The organism is Bacteroides intestinalis (genome assembly GCF_003464595.1).
Taxonomy (GTDB): Bacteria; Bacteroidota; Bacteroidia; order Bacteroidales; family Bacteroidaceae; genus Bacteroides; species Bacteroides intestinalis_A.
Genome location: NZ_QRZF01000024.1, coordinates 1 through 21,177, shown reverse-complemented (window position 1 = coordinate 21,177; position 21,177 = coordinate 1). Strand labels below are relative to the sequence as shown.

Genomic DNA, 21,177 nt, shown 5'->3' with positions numbered 1-21,177 from the left:
TCTTCTTTATTAATAGTTGATGTTAAATCCTAATGTGAATGTCCGTGGACGTGGATAGAAGCTACGGTCAACGCCTCCCGCTATTTCCGGATCGATTCCTGAGTATTTAGTAATGGTAAATACATTCTGCACGGACAGTGTACCGCGAACATTAACCGTCTTGTTAAATACCTTACCGAAGTTATAAGACAAGCTCAAATTATCCATCTTTACGAACGATGCATTTTCCAGATAATAGTCGGAAAGTGGTTGGTTCAAATAAAAATTAGATTCAAGAACACTACTAGGAGCATTGAGAATACTTTTACTGGGACTCAGGATGTTACTATAAGTAGCAAGAGCAGAGTTCATGTTGTTATACATATAGTTACCGAAGCTACCCCGCAAAGAGGTACTCAATTCCCAATTACGGAAGGACAAGCTGGTACTAAAACCACAAGTCACCTTAGGTTCAGACGATTTGGAGCGAACAAGATCCTTATTATTGATTTTGCCATCATTATTCTGGTCAACATATACGCCTTCTAACGGTTTGCCGTTATCATCATAAACTTGTTGATACAGATAGTAAGAGAAGGAGTTGTATCCTACACTGTGAATCTGTACAGTGCCGCCGGTAGAACCGAAAATCCATCCTTGCGGAATTCCTTCGTATTCATCGCTATCAACCAAAGTTAATTTAGTTATCTTATTCCGATTAAAAGCCATATTAAAAGATGCATTCCAGTTCCAGTCTTTAGACTTCACTATTTCGGCATTCAAGGTAAACTCAAGACCTTTATTTTCCAAGCTACCAATATTGGTTATCAACTGATTGCTGAAATTACTCCCAGCTGGTACGCTTACGGTAGCTAATAAATCTTTTGTCTTTTTCAGATAGATATCCAAACTACCTGTGATACGGTTATCCAGGAAGCCAAAATCCAAACCGGCATTGTAAGTTTCAGTTGATTCCCATTTTATTTCTTGATCATAAGCTGCCGGGCGGTACATATAATAGAATTGATCACCAAACTGATATTGTGCCACATTAGAACTTTGTTCGTAACGCGCCAAGTATGGATAGTACAGATAGATATCCTGTTGACCGGTTTGACCATATCCCAAACGTAGTTTCAATTCACTGACTGCATCCACGTTTTTCAGGAAATTTTCTTCTTTAATCTTCCATGCCAAAGCAAATGACGGAAATGTTCCCCAACGATTATCCGGATGAAAACGGGATGAACCGTCACGACGTACTGTAACCGTCAACAGGTACTTATTCATCAATGTATAATTCAGACGTCCAAATACAGAAATTAATGTATTACGGGGCTCGTCAAATGGGAAATCAGGTTTCTTAAATTCCTCTCCGGTAGCTGTATAATCAATGTAATTATCTGAATGTGTCAACCAGTCCTGATAAGTATAACCGGCAGTTATATCAAAAAAACTTTTAATTCCAGTAAACTCTTTTGCATAATTCAAATAAAATTCAAACAGTTTATTGGTCTTGTTGCTGCCATATTCCTGGCTTTGCCCATTACGAGATGCCATTTGAGGAGCCCATTCAGGAATATATACTTTACCTTTACCTTTTGAATAATCATAACCGACATTCAAGTTGGCACGCAGTTCGGGAAGAAAATGCATTTTATAGTCAATCTGGGCAGTTGCAATCACCCTGGATACATTGGACGTATTATCATAAGTGTTCAGCAACAACATCGGATTGGTAAGGGCCTGTGTTTTCAAATTCCCATCCGGCATCAGCCAGGTAAAATAGCCATCATACTTATCAAAGCCATCTGCCTTCACCGGCTGGGTAGGATCGAAAGAAACTGCTGTCTGAATGGCATCAGTATTGGCAAAACGGTTGTTGATACGGCTACCCTTTACTGAAGCGTCAATCTTTAAATGATTATCAAAGAAACGGGGATTCAGGTTCAAAGCACCGGTAATACGCTCAATATTACCTGTCCTGAGAATACCGTTTTCATTCAGATATCCCAATGACACACGATAAGGAATATTCTTCACAGCACCCGTCAGACTCAGATTATTATCTGTACCGAAAGCTGTCTGATAAATCTGGTCTTGCCAGTCAGTATTCTGTTTGCCCAACAAACCTTTAAGTTCATTAGTACTCTTCGGATTATTGTTCACGACATCTCTGATTTCATCTCCTGATAAGAGTTCCAGCTTCTTTGCAATGGAAGACAAAGAGAATTGAGTGCTGAAATCCACTTTCATCTTCTGCCCGTAAGCAGCTTTCTTAGTGGTAATGATAATTACACCATTAGAAGCTCTTGAACCATAGATAGCTGTTGCCGAAGCATCTTTCAAGATATTCATAGATTCAATATCATTCGGATTGATAGTACTCAATACGCTTGGTGAACCGGCAACTCCGGCATTGTCAACCGGAATTCCATCAATAATCATTAACGGGTCGTTGCTTGCCGTCAATGATGCACCACCACGAATTCGAATGCGACTACCTGAACCAGGAGCACCTCCGTTAGGAGTAACCTGTACACCTGCAACTTTACCAAGAATCATACGGTCAGGAGAAATTTCACCTTTCTGAAGGTCTTTTTCAGTCACTGAAGTAATGGAACCGGTCAAGTCTTTCTTCTTTACCGAACCATAACCAATAACAACTACATCTTTCAGTAAAACAGCGTCATCTTTGAGTTCGACATCAATAACTTTTCTGTTACCTACTATGAACTCCTGAGGAGTATATCCAACAAAAGAGAACACGAGTACGGCTTTCGAATCAGAAACTTTGATGGCATACTTTCCATCCGCATCAGTAATAGTTCCTGTACCGGTTCCTTTAATCAGAATGCTGGCACCAGGTACCGGTTCTTTTTGAGTGTCGAAAACCGTACCTCTGACTTCTATTGTCTGCGCTTGAGCAAAGACAATGCTTGCCAATAGTACACACCAAGTGCATACCATCTTTAAATGAGATGATTTCATAAATAGAAAATTAGGGTTAATTATTAAGGATAAAGTAAAACTCTCGCCAAGCTTTTACTTCTTAAGTAAAAAGATCAAAGGGATATGTAAACGTGCTGCCCAGCATGTTTCGTTATGATCATCACCGGGGAACTCCAAAGTCATCAATGACTTGTCTGTATATCCGGCTGTTTTCACCGTAGCATCAATCATTTTTTGAAATTCAGGATAGTTGGCATCCAGCCCTACCGTCCCATGATCAAAATAGATTTTATGATTTCGTGGCGAAGGTAAATGCTGCTTCAGATATTCATTAAATGCAGCCGGAATCTCCTTGTTATTATCAAAAGTACCAATCCAATGTGTAGAAAGACATCCGGCTCCTGAGAAAATCTGAGGATACTCGCAAATAGCATACATGGAAATCAATCCACCCATGCTTGAACCTGCAATAAAAGTATTCTTCTGATCCGGTTTGGTGGAATAAGTAGCATCTATGAAAGGTTTCAGCTCACTGATAATGAACTTCAAATAATTATCTGCTAAAGGACCTCCGGGCATCAGATCCATCACTTTTTGGTATTCTGGTGCTGCTATGTTGTCTATCGCCTTTTGAGGAAAGTACTCAATGTGACGTTTGTTGCTGTTATTATAGATACCTACTACTATTACCTCTCTAATTTTGCCTTTTTTTATCAGTTTATCGATAGTAGTATCTATATCCCATTCTTTTGCATTCCAGGCTCGACTGCTGTCATATAGCATCTGTCCATCGTGCATATAAAGCACTGCATACTTTTTAGTAGGTGTATAACCATCTGGTAACCAAATATCCACATTCCTTTCATCTACAAAATCAGAATGAAATAGATATCTTTCTATGGATCCTGCTGAAACTTTCACAGCATTTTCCACTTTTATAGCTTTATTATTAATAGGATTTGCCCAAGTTAATTGAGCCATCAGTAATATAAGGAAAATACAGACTTTGTGTTTCATAATACTCAGTTTTTAGAACAACGATTTTGATATTGCAAAATTAATTGCCAGAAGAGTTAAAAACAACAAAGCCCTCTTTTCTATAATGAAAATATAATAATTCAAAAAGATAACAGACTGATATAATGGCAGATAACAATTCTATAATATAATGGTTTTAAACCCTTATATTGTCATTCTATATCTGATTTCACGGATTCTATCTCCATTATTTTTTGTTCAAAGAGATTATTTGGGATGATAGAACGATTCTTTACCTTAGACTTATATGTATTAATCGTATTAACTGAATAATTTAGGAATTTAGCAATATGGTCACTATCCGTAACTCCTAAACGGATTAATGCAAATATTCTTAATTCTGTATTAAGTGTAACAGGTGATGGAAGAACAATCTGTTCCTGTTCAGGAAATAGAGCATTAAAATGCTCCATGAAATCCGGGAATAACTTTAGGAATATACTGTCAAATGAAACAAACTTATTTTCTCTATTCTTTTGGGAATCATCCTGTTTTACTATTTGCAATAATTCATTGTATTGTTTGCCTGCCAATTTACGAGTTACTAATCTACGAAAACTATCGAACTCATCCATAAATGCAGAATTGAGGCTAAAGAAATAACCTATATATTCGTCTTTTATCCTATTTCCATCTTTCAATCTCTTATTTACTTCCTTCAAATCTACATTCTGTTTCTGAATTAGTCTTCTGGCTTTTTTCAACTGTTTCATTTGTTTCAGTATAAAATACATAGCTGTCAGAACGCATAGAGAGAGGAAAGTTACGAATAACAAAGCTATAAATAGTTTGCTTTGCTGCTGCTGCATTATTTCAAAACGGCTGGCTTCAATAATAGGTAGAATATCACTGGCTTCCACTTTGCGGTGGCGCGCATTAAAGAAGTATGCATCGTTCATCCCTTGTTTTATATAAAGGTATGCATGATCTATGTCTCCACGACGAAATGCAATTGTTGCCAGATCAGATAAAGCAGAACTTTCTTTCGTGACATTTCTAATATCTCCGATTGCTGCTTCTGTTAGATAGGAAGTAGCACGTAGAGTATCACCACTTAGTAAGTAAAAAGTGCCTATTCCACCGTAACAAAGGGTCCGGCTGCGATCATCCACTTTCACTGTACTAAGAAAATGTTCGGTTGCTTCTATTGCTTTTACGTAATCCTCTTGACACCTATATATATTAATTTGTTGTAACTTGCTTAATGGGTTTTCCTTGCCTTTTATGTCGATAATTAAATTACTGTATCGGATTGATTGTTTCAGATAATAGTTCTTATAAGGGTTATGCTGAATAGCTAATGCCATATCTAAATAAAGTTTGGAATAGGTGGAAAACAATGCCACTTTCCGTTCTGTATCCAAACTGACAGAATCAATGGATTGCAACAGATCTTTGGCTTCTAAAAACAATCCGGCAGAAATACAACTATACGCTACCATAAGATGGGAATCGGCTAGTTTCGATTGATCATACAATTCTTCTGCAATCTGAATCATTTTGCTTCCGCAGACAAATGCCGAATCATAATTGTATGCCTGATATTCATTAAAAAGAGAGCAATAAATATCATATTGTTTATCCGGTTTTTGAGTGCTTGTAAGCTCGGCTTTCAGTTCTTGAATTTTCTGTTGCTTCTGATTTTCAAATTTCTCTATATTCAATATTTGTTGATCTAACTTCTGGAAATAGCAGTTTATCGAATCCACTTTCCCCGCAAAAATAGTAGAATTGAAGACTAATATAAACAGCAATAACACCTCGTATCGCCGATAAGAGTTATTCATAATTAACATGTTCCGATTTCCGATTTTTAATTTATACTCTGCCAAATATTCCTTTGCGGAATGTTGCAAATATAGTCTATATTTAGAAAAGATGCTAGAGTGAGAGGAAAATAAAAGTTCTGCATTTCTAATTTCCAGTTCACTATCCAATGTCCGGTGAACTACCCAAAGCAACAGACTTAGCGGCAGTTTACTATGAATAATTCAAAAATAGCCCCAACTCTATACAAGTTGAGGCTATTCAAATATAATATTAAAACATACAATCCTACTCCCACTCTATCGTTGCAGGCGGTTTTGACGAAATATCATAGGTTACCCGGTTCACCCCTTTCACCTTATTAATAATATCATTGGAAACCTTGCCCAGGAATTCGTAAGGCAAATGTGCCCAGTCTGCCGTCATAGCATCTGTAGAAGTCACAGCGCGCAGCGCAATGGCACGTTCATACGTACGTTCATCTCCCATCACACCAACTGATTGCACGGGGAGCAAGATAACGCCCGCCTGCCAAACCTGATGATAAAGAGAAGTTTCGCTGCCATCAGCTTCTTTCACTTTCCAGTCACGCAAGCCTTGAATAAAGATATCATCCGCATTTTGCAGAATAGCCACTTTCTCCGGAGTAATATCACCCAAAATACGCACAGCCAAACCCGGTCCGGGGAAAGGATGACGAGTAATCAGATGCTCAGGCATACCCAATCCGCGACCTACACGGCGAACCTCATCTTTAAACAACAAGCGAAGCGGCTCACAAAGCTTCAGGTGCATCTTTTCAGGTAAACCACCTACATTATGATGACTCTTAATAACCGTACCGGTAATGGAAAGGGACTCGATACAATCAGGATAAATCGTACCCTGTGCCAGCCACTTCACATCTTTAATCTTATGGGCCTCCTCATCAAATACTTCGATAAAACCCTTGCCTATAATTTTACGCTTTTCCTCAGGCTCCGTTACACCTGCCAGTTCTGCAAAGAACTTGGCACTGGCATCCACACCGATAACATTCAGACCGAGACATTCATAATCGTGCAGTACATTCTTAAACTCATTCTTACGGAGCATACCGTGATCTACGAAGATACAAGTCAGGTTCTTACCGATAGCACGATTCAACAATACAGCAGCTACGGAAGAATCCACACCACCGCTCAAACCAAGAACCACCTTATCGTCACCCAACTGTTCCTTCAATTCGGCAACCGTCGTTTCAATAAAGGAAGCAGCACTCCAGTCCTGTTTGCAACCGCAAACATCCACCACGAAATTCTTCAGCATCTGCGTGCCATCTTCGCTATGAAATACTTCCGGATGGAACTGTACGCCCCACACCTTTTCGTTCTCTATCTGATAAGCAGCAATCGCCACCTTATCCGTCGAAGCTATTTTTTTGAAATTGGAAGGGATAACCGTAATTGTGTCTCCGTGACTCATCCAGACCTGTGTATTTTCCTTCACGTCCTTGAACAGCACATTGTCCTTGTCAAAAGAGCTCAAATGTGCACGTCCGTACTCACGACTTCCGGCAGGTTCCACCTTGCCGCCATTAGTATAAGCGATAAATTGCGCACCGTAACAGATCCCCAGAACAGGATATTTTCCACGAATTTCACTCAAATCTGCCTTAAACGCATTTTCATCGTATACAGAGAACGGGCTTCCCGAAAGGATAACCCCCTTTACACTCTCATCCCCCTCCGGGAACTTATTGTAAGGTAAAATTTCGCAATACGTATTCAATTCACGGACACGACGGGCTATAAGCTGCGTAGTCTGCGAACCAAAATCAAGAATGACAATCTTTTCTTGCATATAATCTGTATGGATTTAGTTTAAAATGAGCTGCAAAAGTATGAAAAACTGAGGGAATAATAGGAATTATAGAGCGGAAAATCTATATTTGCAAATAAATAAATCATTTAATACACAGGAAAACATGAAAAAAATCAGCTCTTTACTACTATTGCTTTTATGCAATATTGTATGCCTGCAGGCGCAGGAAAACAGAATTGTTGAATTAGAAAAATCACTCGAAATCATACGTACTGATCTGCAGCAAAAGAAACTGCTGTTCAATTGGACACTTATGGAAAAATATCTGGATGCTTGCGAAGCATCCAACAAGTTAATAAACATTAGAAATGAACCGAAGCTGACTTATATCATTTTCGAATTAAAGCCCCAAGAATTAGCTGCTTCCAAAAAAAACTACGAGACAGCCAAAGACGAACTGAAAAAGATGTTGAATACCTATCCCGAGCATGCACAATTAGACTCTGCCTACCGGAATACCGCTAAAGAGGAAATTCGTAAAGAAATCAATGTAGCCATGAATAATTTTTATCATCGTTTATCCGACGAGAATAAAGACTACCGCCCCATGCGCAATAAGGAGCAGAAGGCACTCAGAAACTACTATATAGCCGCAGCACGCTATATGCTGGAAGAAAGCAAGAAGAAACAGGAAGTGGCACCAAATGGCATTATAAATTATAAAGAGCGAGAAGAGATTCTCAACTCCAATGCCGGCCTCAATCAATTATCCGTAGAAATCAGGCTACTGGAAAATTTACAAAAAGAAGCACTTCAGGAATATCAAAAATTAAAATATCATATAACTCCATCCAAGTAAGGCAAAGCCCATTCAAAGTGAAACAAAGCCATGCTAATTATCAGCAACTTACAAGAAGTTAAGAGTTTATCAGCAAGAAGTTAAGAGTTTGTCGACAAACTCTTAACTTCTTGCCGACAGGGTATTAAAAGCCTTTAATAATTGTTCTATTTATCCGATCTCGCCGCACCCTCCCCGCATCAAGTGCGTACCTGCTCCGTACCTATACACTTGGACTTGGTACGGAGTTGGTATGGACCAGACACGGAGTTGGTATGTAGCAGACTATTCTTTCTACTTTTTTTCTTTCAAGATATCCCTGATTTCCGTCAGCAAGACTTCTTCTTTACTAGGTGCAGGAGGAGCAGGAGGTGCTGCGGGGACTTCCGCCTCTTTCTTAGCCGTCAGCCTGGTCAGCAACTTGATGAACAAGAAAATAGAAAAAGCAATAATGAGAAAGTCAAACGTCACTTGCAGGAAATTTCCATAATTCAAGGTTACGGCGGCAATCTCTTTACCATCCACAACTTCAGCAGGTTTCATCACCCACTTCAGGTCCGTAAAGTTCACACCTCCCACCAATAAACCGAGAGGCGGCATGATAATATCTGCCACAACAGAAGATACAATTTTACCAAACGCGCCACCGATGATTACACCGACAGCCATGTCTATCACATTGCCTTTCATGGCAAATGATTTAAAATCTTGTAAAAATGAACTTTTTCCCATCACTTCCATTATTTAATTATAAAATTAAGTGCGAATATAAAAACATTTTCTTACTTTTGCACCGCATTTCAGAAATAAATGCGCAAGAGAAGAGAGATATTTGAACAAATATTATAAAACCCTTAAAAGTTTAAACAAAATGATTAAAGTAGGTATTAATGGATTCGGACGTATCGGACGTTTCGTATTCCGCGCTGCAATGGAAAGAAACGATATTCAAATCGTTGGTATTAACGACCTTTGCCCGGTAGATTACTTGGCTTACATGCTGAAGTATGACACTATGCACGGTCAGTTTAACGGCTCTATCGAAGCAGATGTTGAAAACAGCAAGCTGATCGTTAACGGCCAAGCTATCCGCATCACTGCAGAAAGAAACCCGGCTGACTTGAAATGGGATGCTGTAGGTGCAGAATACGTAGTTGAATCTACTGGTTTGTTCCTGAGCAAAGACAAAGCTCAAGCTCACATCGAAGCTGGTGCAAAATATGTAGTAATGTCTGCTCCTTCTAAAGATGACACCCCGATGTTCGTTTGCGGTGTAAACGAAAAAACATACGTGAAAGGTACTCAATTCGTATCTAACGCTTCTTGTACTACTAACTGTTTGGCTCCTATCGCTAAAGTATTGAACGACAAGTTCGGTATCTTGGATGGTTTGATGACTACAGTTCACTCTACAACTGCTACTCAGAAGACAGTTGACGGTCCTTCTATGAAAGACTGGAGAGGTGGTCGTGCTGCTTCTGGCAACATCATCCCGTCTTCTACTGGTGCTGCTAAGGCTGTAGGTAAAGTAATCCCTGCTTTGAACGGCAAATTGACTGGTATGTCTATGCGTGTTCCGACTTTGGACGTATCTGTAGTTGACTTGACAGTTAACTTGGCTAAACCGGCTACTTACGCTGAAATCTGTGCTGCTATGAAAGAAGCTTCAGAAGGCGAATTGAAGGGTATCCTGGGTTACACTGAAGATGCAGTAGTTTCTTCTGACTTCTTGGGTGACGCTCGTACTTCTATCTTCGATGCAAAAGCTGGTATCGCTTTGACTGATACTTTCGTAAAAGTTGTATCTTGGTATGACAACGAAATCGGTTACTCTAACAAGGTTCTTGACCTGATCGCTCACATGGCTTCAGTTAACAACTAATAAGCAGAGTACAAAATAATATTTAAAACAGGCAATCTCTACGAGGTTGCCTGTTTTTTGTTAAAATACAACGGGTTATTCATTAAATCAGCTATTTTTTTTGCACTTTTGCAGTTAGATTATTTTTACCGAACCTAAGTAAGTATGATAAAATTAAAACTAACGCTAACATTACTCTGCTTTATGAATATAATACAGGCTCAAAACCCTTTTTTTGAAAAGTATTCTACGCCTCACGGTACCATCCCGTTTGAAAAGATAAAGACCGAACATTATGAACCCGCCATTCGTGAAGGTATCAACCGTCACAATGCGGAGATTGATGCGATCACCAATAATCCGGAAGCGGCTACATTCGCCAACACGATCGCTGCTTACGAGAAGTCCGGCGAACTGTTGAACCAGGTCAGCACTGTATTCGGCAATCTGCTGAGTGCGGAAACCAACGACGACATGCAGGAACTGGCAAAATCCATCATGCCGTTGCTGAGCGAACATGGCAATAACATCACTCTGAATGAGAAGTTATTTGCACGCATTAAGGCAGTATATGACCAGAAAGACCAGGTTAATATTACTCCCGAGCAAAACAAGCTGCTGGAGAAGGTGTACAATAGCTTTGTTCGCAGTGGAGCCAATCTCGAAGGAGAAGCCAAAGAGCAATACCGTGCTCTGAGCAAAGAACTCAGCCTGCTAACCCTGCAATTCGGAGAAAACAACCTGAAAGAAACCAACGACTATAAACTGGTACTGACAGACCCTGCACAACTTGCCGGCCTGCCGCAAAGCGCCATTGATGCAGCCGCAGAAACTGCCAAAGAAAAAGGCGTGGAAGGATGGGTATTCACCTTGCAGGCCCCCAGTTATAGCCCGTTTATGACGTATGCCAGTAACCGCGATTTACGCTGTAAGCTTTATATGGCATATAATACCAAATGTACTCATGACAATGAAACCAACAATCTGGAGATTGTAAAGAAGCTCGTTAATACCCGCCTGGCTATTGCGCAACTTTTGGGATACAGCAGTTTTGCTGAATATAACCTGCAAGAGCGAATGGCAGAGAACAGCGGCAATGTATATAAACTGCTGGATCAGCTACTGGATGCTTACACTCCCACCGCCAAGCAAGAATATGCAGAGGTAGAGGCCTTGGCACGCCAACTGGAAGGCAGTGACTTCACAGTGATGCCTTGGGACTGGTCTTATTATTCCCATAAACTGAAAGACCAGAAATTCCAGATAGATGATGAAATGCTCCGTCCCTATTTTGAACTGAGCAAGGTAAAAGAAGGGGTATTCGGTCTGGCTACCCGCTTATATGGCATTACTTTCAAGAAAAACAGTGATATACCGGTATACCATAAGGATGTGGATGCATATGAGGTATTTGACAAAGACGGTAAGTTCCTGTCCGTACTCTATACTGACTTCCACCCCAGAGAGGGTAAACGTGCAGGTGCATGGATGACTTCTTATAAAGAACAATGGATTGACGAGGCAACCGGTGAAAACAGTCGTCCGCACATATCTATCGTGATGAACTTCACTAAGCCGACAAAAGACAAACCCGCCTTACTGACATTTGGTGAACTGGAGACATTCCTGCATGAATTTGGGCATAGCCTGCATGGTATGTTCGCGAATTCCACCTATGAAAACCTGAGCGGTACAAATGTATATTGGGACTTTGTGGAACTTCCCTCTCAATTCATGGAGAACTTCGCTATTGAAAAGGAGTTCCTCCACACATTTGCCAGACATTATCAGACTGGAGAACTCATCCCGGACGAACTGGTACAGCGCATTGTAGATTCGTCTAATTTCGATGCTGCTTATGCCTGCCTGCGTCAGGTTAGCTTTGGATTGCTGGATATGGCATGGTACACCCGTACCACCCCATTTGATGGTGACGTGAAAGCTTACGAAAAAGAAGCATGGAAGAAAGCACAAATTCTTCCTGTGGTAGAAGATGCCTGTATGAGTACACAGTTCTCGCATATCTTTGCCGGAGGTTATTCTGCCGGATATTACAGCTATAAATGGGCGGAAGTTCTGGATGCAGATGCTTTCTCACTGTTTAAACAAAAAGGAATCTTCAATCCGGAAGTAGCCGCTTCCTTCCGGGAAAACATTCTTTCCAAAGGAGGAACAGAACACCCGATGACATTATACAAACGCTTTCGCGGACAAGAACCAACTATTGATGCATTATTAATCAGAAATGGAATAAAGAAATGAAAAAGATGAAAGCCTATATACAGCTGCTGCTAGTCGCTCTCTTTGTACCCGTATTGAGCGCTTGCGATCAGGAAGACGATGTTATTGATATCTTCACCGGAAAAACCTGGTACATGACTTACATTGCAGTGGAAGGACAAAACAAAATGTACGACTTCTGGCAAGGAGATCAGGCTGCAAGAGAAAAGAGTTTTAAGACAATTGCAGGAGATAATTACACTTTAGTGTTCGATGGTGCTGAGGTAAACGGTACAGCGGGTGGAACTTTCACCGGAAAAGCCACCAGTACCTCTGTTAATGGAGACTGGAATGCAAATGGTAACAACCGGGAACTAAAGATAACCGTAAAAAATGCAGGCACCGATGCAGATAAGTATTTAGGAAAAGCCTTTATAGACGGACTAAAGAGTGCATTCAAATATGGAGGAGATAATAAGAATCTATATATTTATTACAAAGAAGGACAGACTGTAAAGTTCATCTCCTTCGCTCCACAACGTAACTCAGGTAATTAAGACTATGGAAGGTTCTGCTAAAGAAAAACAAGAAGCGCTGGACAAGCGTTATATACGTATGGCAAGTATCTGGGCGGAAAATTCATATTGTAAACGCCGCCAGGTAGGTGCACTCATCGTCAAAGATAAAATGATCATTTCTGACGGGTATAACGGAACGCCTGCCGGTTTTGAAAATGTATGTGAAGACGATAATAACGTTACCAAACCTTACGTGTTGCATGCCGAGGCGAATGCAATCACGAAGATAGCACGCTCTAACAATAGCAGCGACGGTGCCACTATGTATGTCACCGCTTCGCCATGCATCGAATGTTCAAAACTGATTATCCAAGCAGGTATCAAACGAGTGGTTTACTCCGAGAAATACCGTCTGGAAGATGGCATCGAACTTTTGAAGCGTGCAGGTATCGAGGTAGTATATGTAGCTACAGGCTACAAGATACAAGATACAAGCAGTGAACAAGAACCTTAAACAAACAATAAACTAAAATCTGCGAAGCATACAGCCACTACCCGTAGCTTGTAGCTCGTAGCTAACAACTAAAAGATATGAGTACAAAAAACTCTTCCCGCTTTACTCCGCTCATCATCGCAATCAGCGTGGTAATGGGAATTCTGATCGGAACATTTTATGCCAGGCATTTCGCCGGAAATACGCTGGGCATTATTAATGGCTCGTCCAACAAGCTGAATGCCTTGTTGCGGGTTGTTGAAGACCAGTATGTAGACACCGTCAACATGACGGACCTTGTGGAAAAAGCAATGCCACAGATATTGGCTGAGTTAGACCCCCACTCTACTTACATTCCTGCCCAGAATCTGGAGGAAGTTAATTCAGAGTTGGAAGGCAGTTTCAGCGGTATCGGTATTCAATTCACCATTCAGGATGATACGATTCATGTGAACAGTGTCATTCAAGGCGGTCCGTCCGAGAAAGTAGGACTGATGGCAGGCGACCGCATCGTTATGGTAGACGACAGCTTGTTCGCCGGAATAAAACTGACCAATGAGAAAGCCATGCGCACTTTGAAAGGCCCGAAAGGAACCAAAGTGAAACTAAGCGTCAAACGTGCTACAGAAAAGGATTTGCTGGACTTTGTCATCACCCGCGGTGATATTCCACAAAATACAATTGATGCAGCTTATATGCTCAGCAATGATTATGGATATATTCAAATCAGTAAGTTCGGACGTACTACTCATGTAGAACTGCTGAATGCTATTGCTCAACTCAGTCATCAGAATTGTAAGGGAATTATTATTGACTTGCGCGACAACACCGGTGGTTATATGGAGGCTGCCGTGCGTATGGTGAATGAATTCCTGCCGGAAGGACAACTTATTGTCTATGCCCAGGGACGCAAATATCCCCGTATGGAAGATTATGCCAACGGAACAGGCAGTTGCCAGAAGATGCCTTTGGTTGTGCTGACCAATGAAAGTTCGGCATCCGCCAGTGAGATCTTTGCAGGAGCTATTCAGGATAATGACCGTGGTACAATCGTAGGACGCCGTTCCTTCGGAAAAGGATTGGTACAACAACCGATTGACTTCAGCGATGGCTCTGCTATCCGCTTGACAATTGCCCGCTACTATACTCCATCCGGTCGTTGCATACAACGTCCGTATAAGAATGGTAAGGACGCCAAATACGAAATGGATTGGCTGACCCGCTACGAGCATGGTGAATTCTTCTCTAAGGATAGCATCAAGCTGGACGAGAATTTACGCTACTCCACCCGTCTGGGACGTCCCGTTTATGGTGGTGGTGGTATTATGCCGGACGTATTCGTACCGCAGGATACCACAGGAACCTCTTCTTATCTGATTGAAGTGCTCAATAAAGGACTGACTTTACAGTTCAGCTTTCAGTATTCCGACCGCAACCGGGCTAAACTGAATGAGTTCGAAAATGAAGAAGACATGCTGAAATATCTTCGTCAGCAAGGCATCGTAGAACAGTTTATCCGTTTTGCAGACAGCAAGGGAGTGAAGAGACGCAATATCCTTATTCACAAGTCCTACAAGCTGATGGAAAGAAACCTTTATGGAAACATTATCTATAATATATTAGGCAGAGAGCCTTATATAAGGTATATCAATCAGGGCGATCCTACCGTACAAAAGGCATTGGAAATTCTGGAGAACGGCGAAGCATTTCCCAAAGCTCCGGAAGATGTTGTGAAAGAAGAGACGAAAGATGAAGGAAAGAAAAAAAGAACTGCGGAAGCGTATGGCATTGTTAAAGACCCGGCACGGGCTTACCACTACGCATCAATCCCAGTCTGCTGAAATACTTGCCGCCCTGGAAGCCCACCCGGCTTTCAGGGCGGCACATATCGTCCTGCTCTATTATTCACTGAAGGACGAAGTCGATACGCATGAATTTGTCCGGAAGTGGAGCCGTGAAAAGCGGATATTGCTTCCGGTTGTCGTAGGTAACGATCTGGAATTGCGTGTCTATACCGGTCCCGAAGACCTGGCAACAGGAAGTTATGGTATTGAAGAACCTACCGGAGAACTCTTCACCGACTATGCAGCTATCGACTTTGTTGCCGTTCCCGGCGTAGCTTTCGATAATGCAGGTAACCGTCTGGGTAGAGGCAAAGGTTATTATGACCGACTGCTCCCCCGCCTCACGGCTTTCAAAGCCGGCATCTGTTTTCCTTTTCAATTAGTGGAAGAAGTGCCTGCGGAGCCATTCGACATCCGCATGGATACGATTATAACAATTCAATGAAAACAAATTATCACACTCATACCACCCGTTGCATGCACGCTACGGGTAGCGACGAAGACTACGTGCTCAGCGCCATCAAAGGTGGCTATCAGGAGCTGGGATTTTCAGACCACACTCCGTGGAAGTATCACACCGATTATGTGGCTGACATGCGTATGCTCCCCGAAGAATTACCCGGATACGTAGAAAGCCTACGCTCGCTCCGCGAGAAATACCGGGATCAGATCAGTATCAAAATCGGATTGGAATGCGAGTATTTTCCCACCTATATCCATTGGCTGAAAGAGAAAATCAAAGAGTATCAACTGGATTATATCCTGTTCGGCAATCACCATTACCATACAGATGAGAAGTTCCCTTACTTCGGACATCATACCGAGAACCTTGATATGCTGGAACTCTATGAAGAAAGCGCCATCGAGGGAATGGAGAGTGGTCTGTTCTGCTGTCTGGCTCACCCGGATTTATTCATGCGCTCATATCCTCAGTTCGACCGTCATTGTAAGTTAATCAGTCGCCATATCTGCCGCACAGCCGCACGCTTCCATATTCCGCTGGAATATAATATCGGTTATGTAGCTTATAATGAGGCGCACTATTTGCAGACTTATCCCTGCCCGGACTTCTGGCACATTGCCGCCAATGAAGGTTGTACTGCCATCATCGGGCTAGATGCGCATAACAATAAAGACCTGGAAACGCCTGTATATTACAATCGTGCCATAGAAGAATTGAAAGCATTGAAGATACAGAGAGTGGATAGCTTATCACTAATCACTAACCACTAATCCCTATCTGAATATGATATTCGTGATTACCTGCGCACCTACGTGGCGATTCAGGTTGCGTACTAGCAAGTCACGTCCCATCATCAGTTCCTGACGCAGGGCGGCAGAGGTCAGATGGACATATAAAATCTGATTGCGGATATAGAGTTCGCGGGTATAAGAGGCAATAGTAGGGCCAAGGATTTCTGCCCATGAGTTAATGAGCCGCTGCTCATTGAGTGGCGACTCCAGACTCTCCTGCCGAAGGAAAGTACGTATCAGTTTACCTATTTGTTCGGCATCGTTACGCTTCATGCTTCATCCTCCTCCCGTTCTGTTATGACTCCTTGATCTACCTGGAACATTTTGTAATCGCTGCCTACCTTATGAAGAATGCGATCCAGATGTTCCCGGTTCGTATCTGTTATGAATATCTGCCCGAAGTTATCACCGGCTACCAACTTGATGATCTGCTCTACGCGAGAAGCATCCAGTTTATCGAAAATATCATCCAGCAGAAGCAAAGGTACTGTGGTGCCGGTCCTTTTCAGGAAATCAAATTGTGCCAATTTCAAGGCAACAAGATAGGTTTTGTTTTGCCCTTGCGAACCTTCCCGCTTGATAGGGAAATCACCCAGAAGCATATTCAGTTCATCTTTGTGAATGCCATGCAGAGAGTATCCCATAATCTGGTCACGTACACGACTTGCTTTTATTACATCCAACAGGGATGCATCACGGGCATGCGAATCATAAGTTAACCCGACCTGCTCCTTATCTTGTGAAATAAAAGAATAAAATGACTGGAAAATAGGAATGAATTCACTGATAAAAGCCTCCCGCTTACGGAAAACAATCTCGCCGGCCTGTGCCATCATCTCTTCCCAAATGAGAAACAGCTCTTCTTCTACCGGCACTTCACTTTTCAACAACGTATTTCGTTGAGCCAACGCTTTATTATAGCGTATCAGAGCTTCCAGATACTCTTTATCATACTGCGAAATTACGACATCCATAAAGCGCCGACGCTCGTCACTGCCTCCGGCAATCAATTCCGAATCGGCAGGAGAAACCATGACCAAAGGCAAGAATCCGATATGATCGGACAAGCGGGTATATTCCTTTTTATTCCGCTTGAATTGTTTCTTTTGCCTGCGCTTCATACCGCAATAAATCTCTTCCGGCGTACCGTCGGGAGCCTCATAGAAGCCTTGAATGACAAAGAATTCCTGATCATGGCGGATGTTTTGCGAGTCGATGGGATTGCCCGAACTCTTACAAAACGAAAGGAAATAAATGGCATCGAGCAAATTCGTTTTCCCCATGCCGTTCTGTCCGAAAAAACAGTTCAACTTGGGTGAGAATGAGAGCTCAACTTGTTCCAGATTCTTATAATTAAGTATGGATATACGTTTCAGTATCATATTACAGCTGTAAATTCAGTTACAAAGATAATGCAAAATCTCGATTTAGTGAGCGAAAAGAGAATTCATTCTTTTTTCCGAATGTGAGAGATTTATCTAAACCGAATGCAGTACAAAATAAGCATGCTTATTTTTAATAGCGGAGGTGAAGCTTAGCTCATCAAAAAGTAGGAAGAATTTCGGGTTTTCAAGTGTAAAAGAAAAAAAGATGCCGCTAAATTTCGTTGATACCTATAAAAAAGTTACTTTTGCGGGTCGAAATGGCTAAATAAGAATAATAACAAAAAGAATATATAAAATGGCAGAACAAAAGAAAGCTAACGAAGCCCTGAATGTGGAAGAAGCATTGTCACAATCGGAGGCATTTCTCATTAAAAACAAAAAAGCAATTATCGGCGCTGTAGTAGCAGTAATCATCATCGTAGCCGGTATAGTAATGTACAAGAACCTTTATGCTGAACCGCGCGAAGAAAAAGCACAGGCTGCATTGTTCAAAGGACAGGAATACTTTGAGGCCGACCTTTACGAACAGGCCTTGAATGGCGACAGTATCGGATTCGCAGGTTTCGCTAAAATTGCTGATGAATACAGCGGAACCAAAGCTGCCAACTTGGCAAAAGCATATATGGGTATCTGCTACGCTCACCTGGGACAATACGAAGCTGCTGTAAAAGCACTGGATAGCTTCAGCGGAAAAGACCAGATGATAGCTCCTGCAATGAAAGGTGCAATGGGTAACTGCTACGCACAATTAGGCCAGTTGGACAAAGCTGCTTCTATGTTGCTGAGCGCTGCTGACGAAGCTGATAACAATTCACTCAGTCCTATCTACTTGCAACAAGCCGGAGAAATCCTCGTTAAGCAAGGCAAGTATGACGACGCTATCAAAGCATATACCAAGATTAAAGACAAATATTTCCGTTCTTACCAGTCAATGGATATCGATAAGTACATCGAACAAGCCAAACTGCTGAAGAAGTAATATACCTTATTATTATATAGTATATCAGACACGGGTTACACAGATTTTACACGGATAAAAAAGAAACAACCGTGAAATCCGTGTAATCCGTTTCTTTTTTTATCCCCCTTTTATTTTTAATTATTAATTTTAGAATAACTATGGCAACAGCTTATCATAACCTTTCGGACTACGACTTCAACTCTGTTCCTGACGCTAAAGAAATGAAGTTCGGCATTGTTGTTTCTGAGTGGAACTTCAATATCACCGGAAAACTTTTAGAGGGCGCAATGAATACTTTAAAAAAACATGGTGCCAGAGACGAAAATATTTTGGTGAAAACTGTTCCGGGTAGCTTTGAATTAATTTTTGGAGCCAACCAATTCATTGAATATAGTAATGTGGATGCAGTTATTGCAATTGGTTGCGTAGTTAGAGGAGATACTCCACATTTTGACTATGTTTGTATGGGAAGTACCAACGGAATTGCTCAACTGAACGCAACTGGCAACGTACCAGTTATTTACGGATTAATTACTACCAATACAATGGAGCAAGCCGAGGACCGTGCCGGTGGCAAACTGGGTAACAAAGGTGACGAATGTGCAATTACTGCAATAAAAATGATCGATTTTGCTTGGAGTTTACAAAAATAGTCGTATCTTTGCACCGCAATTGAGAAACAAAGCTACTCAATGAGAGAATTGAGATAGATTTCAAAGTGCAAAAGGGCAAATACCAGAGTGGCCAAATGGGGCAGACTGTAAATCTGCTGTCTTTCGACTTCGGTGGTTCGAATCCATCTTTGCCCACAAAAATTGCGGAAGTAGCTCAGTTGATAGAGCATTAGCCTTCCAAGCTGAGGGTCGCGGGTTTGAGCCCCGTCTTCCGCTCTTAGAGAGAATCCTGATAGTCAAGCAATTAGCTATCAGGATTTCTCTTTTTTTATAGTCCATAAAACTACAAATTTAGGCGGTTTCAGAGGTTGCATGTAAACCAAGATGTAAACCGAGTGAGTTAAACCGAGAGTTAAACCAAAATCTTATGAACACAACAATCAACGTAGCGTGCTACAAATGGAAAACTTTAGCAAAAGAAAATGATTACCTACATCTGAAACTCATAATCATAAGGTTCATGGAATATATTAATGAATTTCACAAGCAATGGATAGAGTTCACTCGTCAATCAATACCCTCATTGGGCAAGTAACCGCATCGTTAGAAGAGAAAAGGAAGCAACAGGAACGTTTGAACGAACAGAGACTTATAAGAGAAGACAGACAGAAGGACTGATAAGATTTACCAATTCCAATAACCTATGAATTTCTCTCCGAGCTAAATAGATTGAAATTATAATTCAAACTCCTTTTTACAACAATTCAAGTATCTGCTTCTTATAATTAAGTATAAAGGAATGACCTTGTAAGAATTCGATGTTTAAGAGCCCAATATTGCCATTACCTATTATAAAATCTAACGTATACTCATCCTTTCCTATCTTGAATGTTACATTTCTACATAATTCAGCCGTCTTAATTGATAATTTATTTACGATATTAGCTGTTTCCTTTTGGATTTGCTCAGGTTTTCCTACATATAAACCACGTTGAAGCTTATTGTTTCTACATCCCGTATCAAAAGCAAATCGTGTTTTTTTTCCATTGACTTTACTATCTAAAATGATATAATCTATTGCCACATCAGGATAGTCTTCATGGTTTTTCCATTTATAAATAGTCCCTTTCGCTTTATTATTAGAATCGTAGGATTCAACAATATTCTTTTCCATATCAAATTTCCAAGTTCCTGATCTAAGGATATTAGCCCCGACGATAAATTTTGGTGCATATTTTTGATAAAGACCAGTAAGATCTGCAACTAAGCAATACACTTTATGATATGTCTTTCCACAAAAAAAGATAGAATCTATAAAAGCACTTGAAATCTTATCTTTAGTTTGGTTAACAGGAATTGTTTGTAATTCATCTTCTTTTATTCCGCATGAATCAATAGCAAAAATAGAATCAATTATACATAACGAACAACCCGTATCAATAAGAGAGGGTATTGAGTGTCTTGTTGTCTCATTGAACACCTGTACATCCGTATACATAAACTTATCTTTAAAAATAAGCTTTGATTGTGCTTTAGCAGCAAAACTGACAGCAAGCATTATACATAAGGATAAAAAATATAACTTCATAATTATTTAAAAAATATCTGATTATCCGTTTATGCACCTGTTATATTCGCAATTACTAGTCT

The 21,177-nt window shown here is 40.9% G+C and carries 18 protein-coding genes and 2 tRNA genes; 12 read left to right on the top strand and 8 right to left on the bottom strand.

Annotated elements, in window-relative coordinates:
- Window positions 1–9: 9 nt before the first annotated feature.
- The 4 genes from DWW10_RS22635 to guaA form a co-directional block, all read right to left on the bottom strand.
- Window positions 10–2,970: a SusC/RagA family TonB-linked outer membrane protein gene (locus DWW10_RS22635; protein ID WP_022391792.1), complete on the bottom strand. Its 2,961-nt coding sequence runs from the start codon at window positions 2,968–2,970 to the stop codon at window positions 10–12.
- Between the two features lie 54 nt (window positions 2,971–3,024).
- On the bottom strand, window positions 3,025–3,948 hold the full coding sequence (locus tag DWW10_RS22630; RefSeq protein ID WP_118421102.1) for an alpha/beta hydrolase: 924 nt from the start codon (window positions 3,946–3,948) through the stop codon (window positions 3,025–3,027).
- Between the two features lie 173 nt (window positions 3,949–4,121).
- The gene (locus DWW10_RS22625; protein ID WP_147350488.1) at window positions 4,122–5,633 is read right to left on the bottom strand and encodes a DUF6377 domain-containing protein; all 1,512 of its coding nucleotides are present in this window, start codon (window positions 5,631–5,633) and stop codon (window positions 4,122–4,124) included.
- A 391-nt stretch (window positions 5,634–6,024) separates the two neighbouring features.
- Window positions 6,025–7,578 (bottom strand): glutamine-hydrolyzing GMP synthase, encoded by a 1,554-nt coding sequence (gene guaA / locus DWW10_RS22620; protein WP_022391795.1) that lies wholly within the window; start codon window positions 7,576–7,578, stop codon window positions 6,025–6,027.
- A gap of 124 nt (window positions 7,579–7,702) precedes the next feature.
- Between guaA and DWW10_RS22615 the strand changes: the two genes are divergently transcribed.
- A complete protein-coding gene (locus DWW10_RS22615; RefSeq protein WP_022391796.1) occupies window positions 7,703–8,398 on the top strand; it encodes a DUF5039 family protein in 696 nt (231 codons plus the stop codon).
- 273 nt (window positions 8,399–8,671) lie between these two features.
- Here the strand turns inward: DWW10_RS22615 and mscL are convergent, their stop codons facing one another.
- Complete coding sequence (gene mscL / locus DWW10_RS22610; protein WP_022391797.1) at window positions 8,672–9,109, bottom strand: large-conductance mechanosensitive channel protein MscL; 438 nt, start codon at window positions 9,107–9,109, stop codon at window positions 8,672–8,674.
- Window positions 9,110–9,248: 139 nt separating this feature from the next.
- On the opposite strand from mscL, the gene gap reads away from it, so the two are divergent.
- The 7 genes from gap (at window position 9,249) to DWW10_RS22575 (ending at window position 16,546) form a co-directional block, all read left to right on the top strand.
- Window positions 9,249–10,259 (top strand): type I glyceraldehyde-3-phosphate dehydrogenase, encoded by a 1,011-nt coding sequence (gene gap, locus DWW10_RS22605; RefSeq protein ID WP_007215415.1) that lies wholly within the window; start codon window positions 9,249–9,251, stop codon window positions 10,257–10,259.
- A gap of 183 nt (window positions 10,260–10,442) precedes the next feature.
- Window positions 10,443–12,500 carry a M3 family metallopeptidase gene (locus tag DWW10_RS22600; RefSeq protein WP_118421103.1) on the top strand — a complete coding sequence of 686 codons (2,058 nt, stop codon included), beginning with the start codon at window positions 10,443–10,445 and terminating at the stop codon, window positions 12,498–12,500.
- On the top strand, window positions 12,497–13,015 hold the full coding sequence (locus DWW10_RS22595) for a DUF4847 family protein (RefSeq protein ID WP_118421104.1): 519 nt from the start codon (window positions 12,497–12,499) through the stop codon (window positions 13,013–13,015). The genes DWW10_RS22600 and DWW10_RS22595 overlap by 4 nt, the downstream gene beginning before the upstream one ends.
- Window positions 13,016–13,019: 4 nt before the next feature.
- Window positions 13,020–13,490, top strand: coding sequence for a dCMP deaminase family protein (locus DWW10_RS22590; protein ID WP_118421105.1), 471 nt, complete (start codon window positions 13,020–13,022; stop codon window positions 13,488–13,490).
- A gap of 77 nt (window positions 13,491–13,567) precedes the next feature.
- Window positions 13,568–15,310, top strand: coding sequence for a S41 family peptidase (locus tag DWW10_RS22585; RefSeq protein ID WP_118421106.1), 1,743 nt, complete (start codon window positions 13,568–13,570; stop codon window positions 15,308–15,310).
- A complete protein-coding gene (locus DWW10_RS22580; protein WP_259320522.1) occupies window positions 15,252–15,758 on the top strand; it encodes a 5-formyltetrahydrofolate cyclo-ligase in 507 nt (168 codons plus the stop codon). The genes DWW10_RS22585 and DWW10_RS22580 overlap by 59 nt, the downstream gene beginning before the upstream one ends.
- Window positions 15,755–16,546: a histidinol-phosphatase gene (locus DWW10_RS22575; protein WP_118421108.1), complete on the top strand. Its 792-nt coding sequence runs from the start codon at window positions 15,755–15,757 to the stop codon at window positions 16,544–16,546. The genes DWW10_RS22580 and DWW10_RS22575 overlap by 4 nt, the downstream gene beginning before the upstream one ends.
- A gap of 3 nt (window positions 16,547–16,549) precedes the next feature.
- On the opposite strand, the gene DWW10_RS22570 is transcribed toward DWW10_RS22575, so the two are convergent.
- Window positions 16,550–16,840: a DciA family protein gene (locus tag DWW10_RS22570; protein ID WP_007212658.1), complete on the bottom strand. Its 291-nt coding sequence runs from the start codon at window positions 16,838–16,840 to the stop codon at window positions 16,550–16,552.
- Window positions 16,837–17,949, bottom strand: coding sequence for a DNA replication/repair protein RecF (recF, locus tag DWW10_RS22565; RefSeq protein WP_022208806.1), 1,113 nt, complete (start codon window positions 17,947–17,949; stop codon window positions 16,837–16,839). The genes DWW10_RS22570 and recF overlap by 4 nt, the downstream gene beginning before the upstream one ends.
- 298 nt (window positions 17,950–18,247) lie before the next feature.
- Between recF and DWW10_RS22560 the strand changes: the two genes are divergently transcribed.
- From DWW10_RS22560 to DWW10_RS22545, 4 genes are all read left to right on the top strand, one after another.
- Complete coding sequence (locus DWW10_RS22560; RefSeq protein ID WP_007212655.1) at window positions 18,248–18,931, top strand: tetratricopeptide repeat protein; 684 nt, start codon at window positions 18,248–18,250, stop codon at window positions 18,929–18,931.
- A gap of 140 nt (window positions 18,932–19,071) precedes the next feature.
- Window positions 19,072–19,566, top strand: coding sequence for a 6,7-dimethyl-8-ribityllumazine synthase (gene ribH / locus DWW10_RS22555; protein WP_007212654.1), 495 nt, complete (start codon window positions 19,072–19,074; stop codon window positions 19,564–19,566).
- Between the two features lie 73 nt (window positions 19,567–19,639).
- Window positions 19,640–19,722 (top strand) — tRNA-Tyr (locus DWW10_RS22550).
- An 8-nt stretch (window positions 19,723–19,730) separates the two neighbouring features.
- Window positions 19,731–19,803 (top strand) — tRNA-Gly (locus DWW10_RS22545).
- 478 nt (window positions 19,804–20,281) lie between these two features.
- On the opposite strand, the gene DWW10_RS22540 is transcribed toward DWW10_RS22545, so the two are convergent.
- Complete coding sequence (locus tag DWW10_RS22540; protein WP_118421119.1) at window positions 20,282–21,115, bottom strand: pepsin/retropepsin-like aspartic protease family protein; 834 nt, start codon at window positions 21,113–21,115, stop codon at window positions 20,282–20,284.
- Window positions 21,116–21,177: the final 62 nt, after the last annotated feature.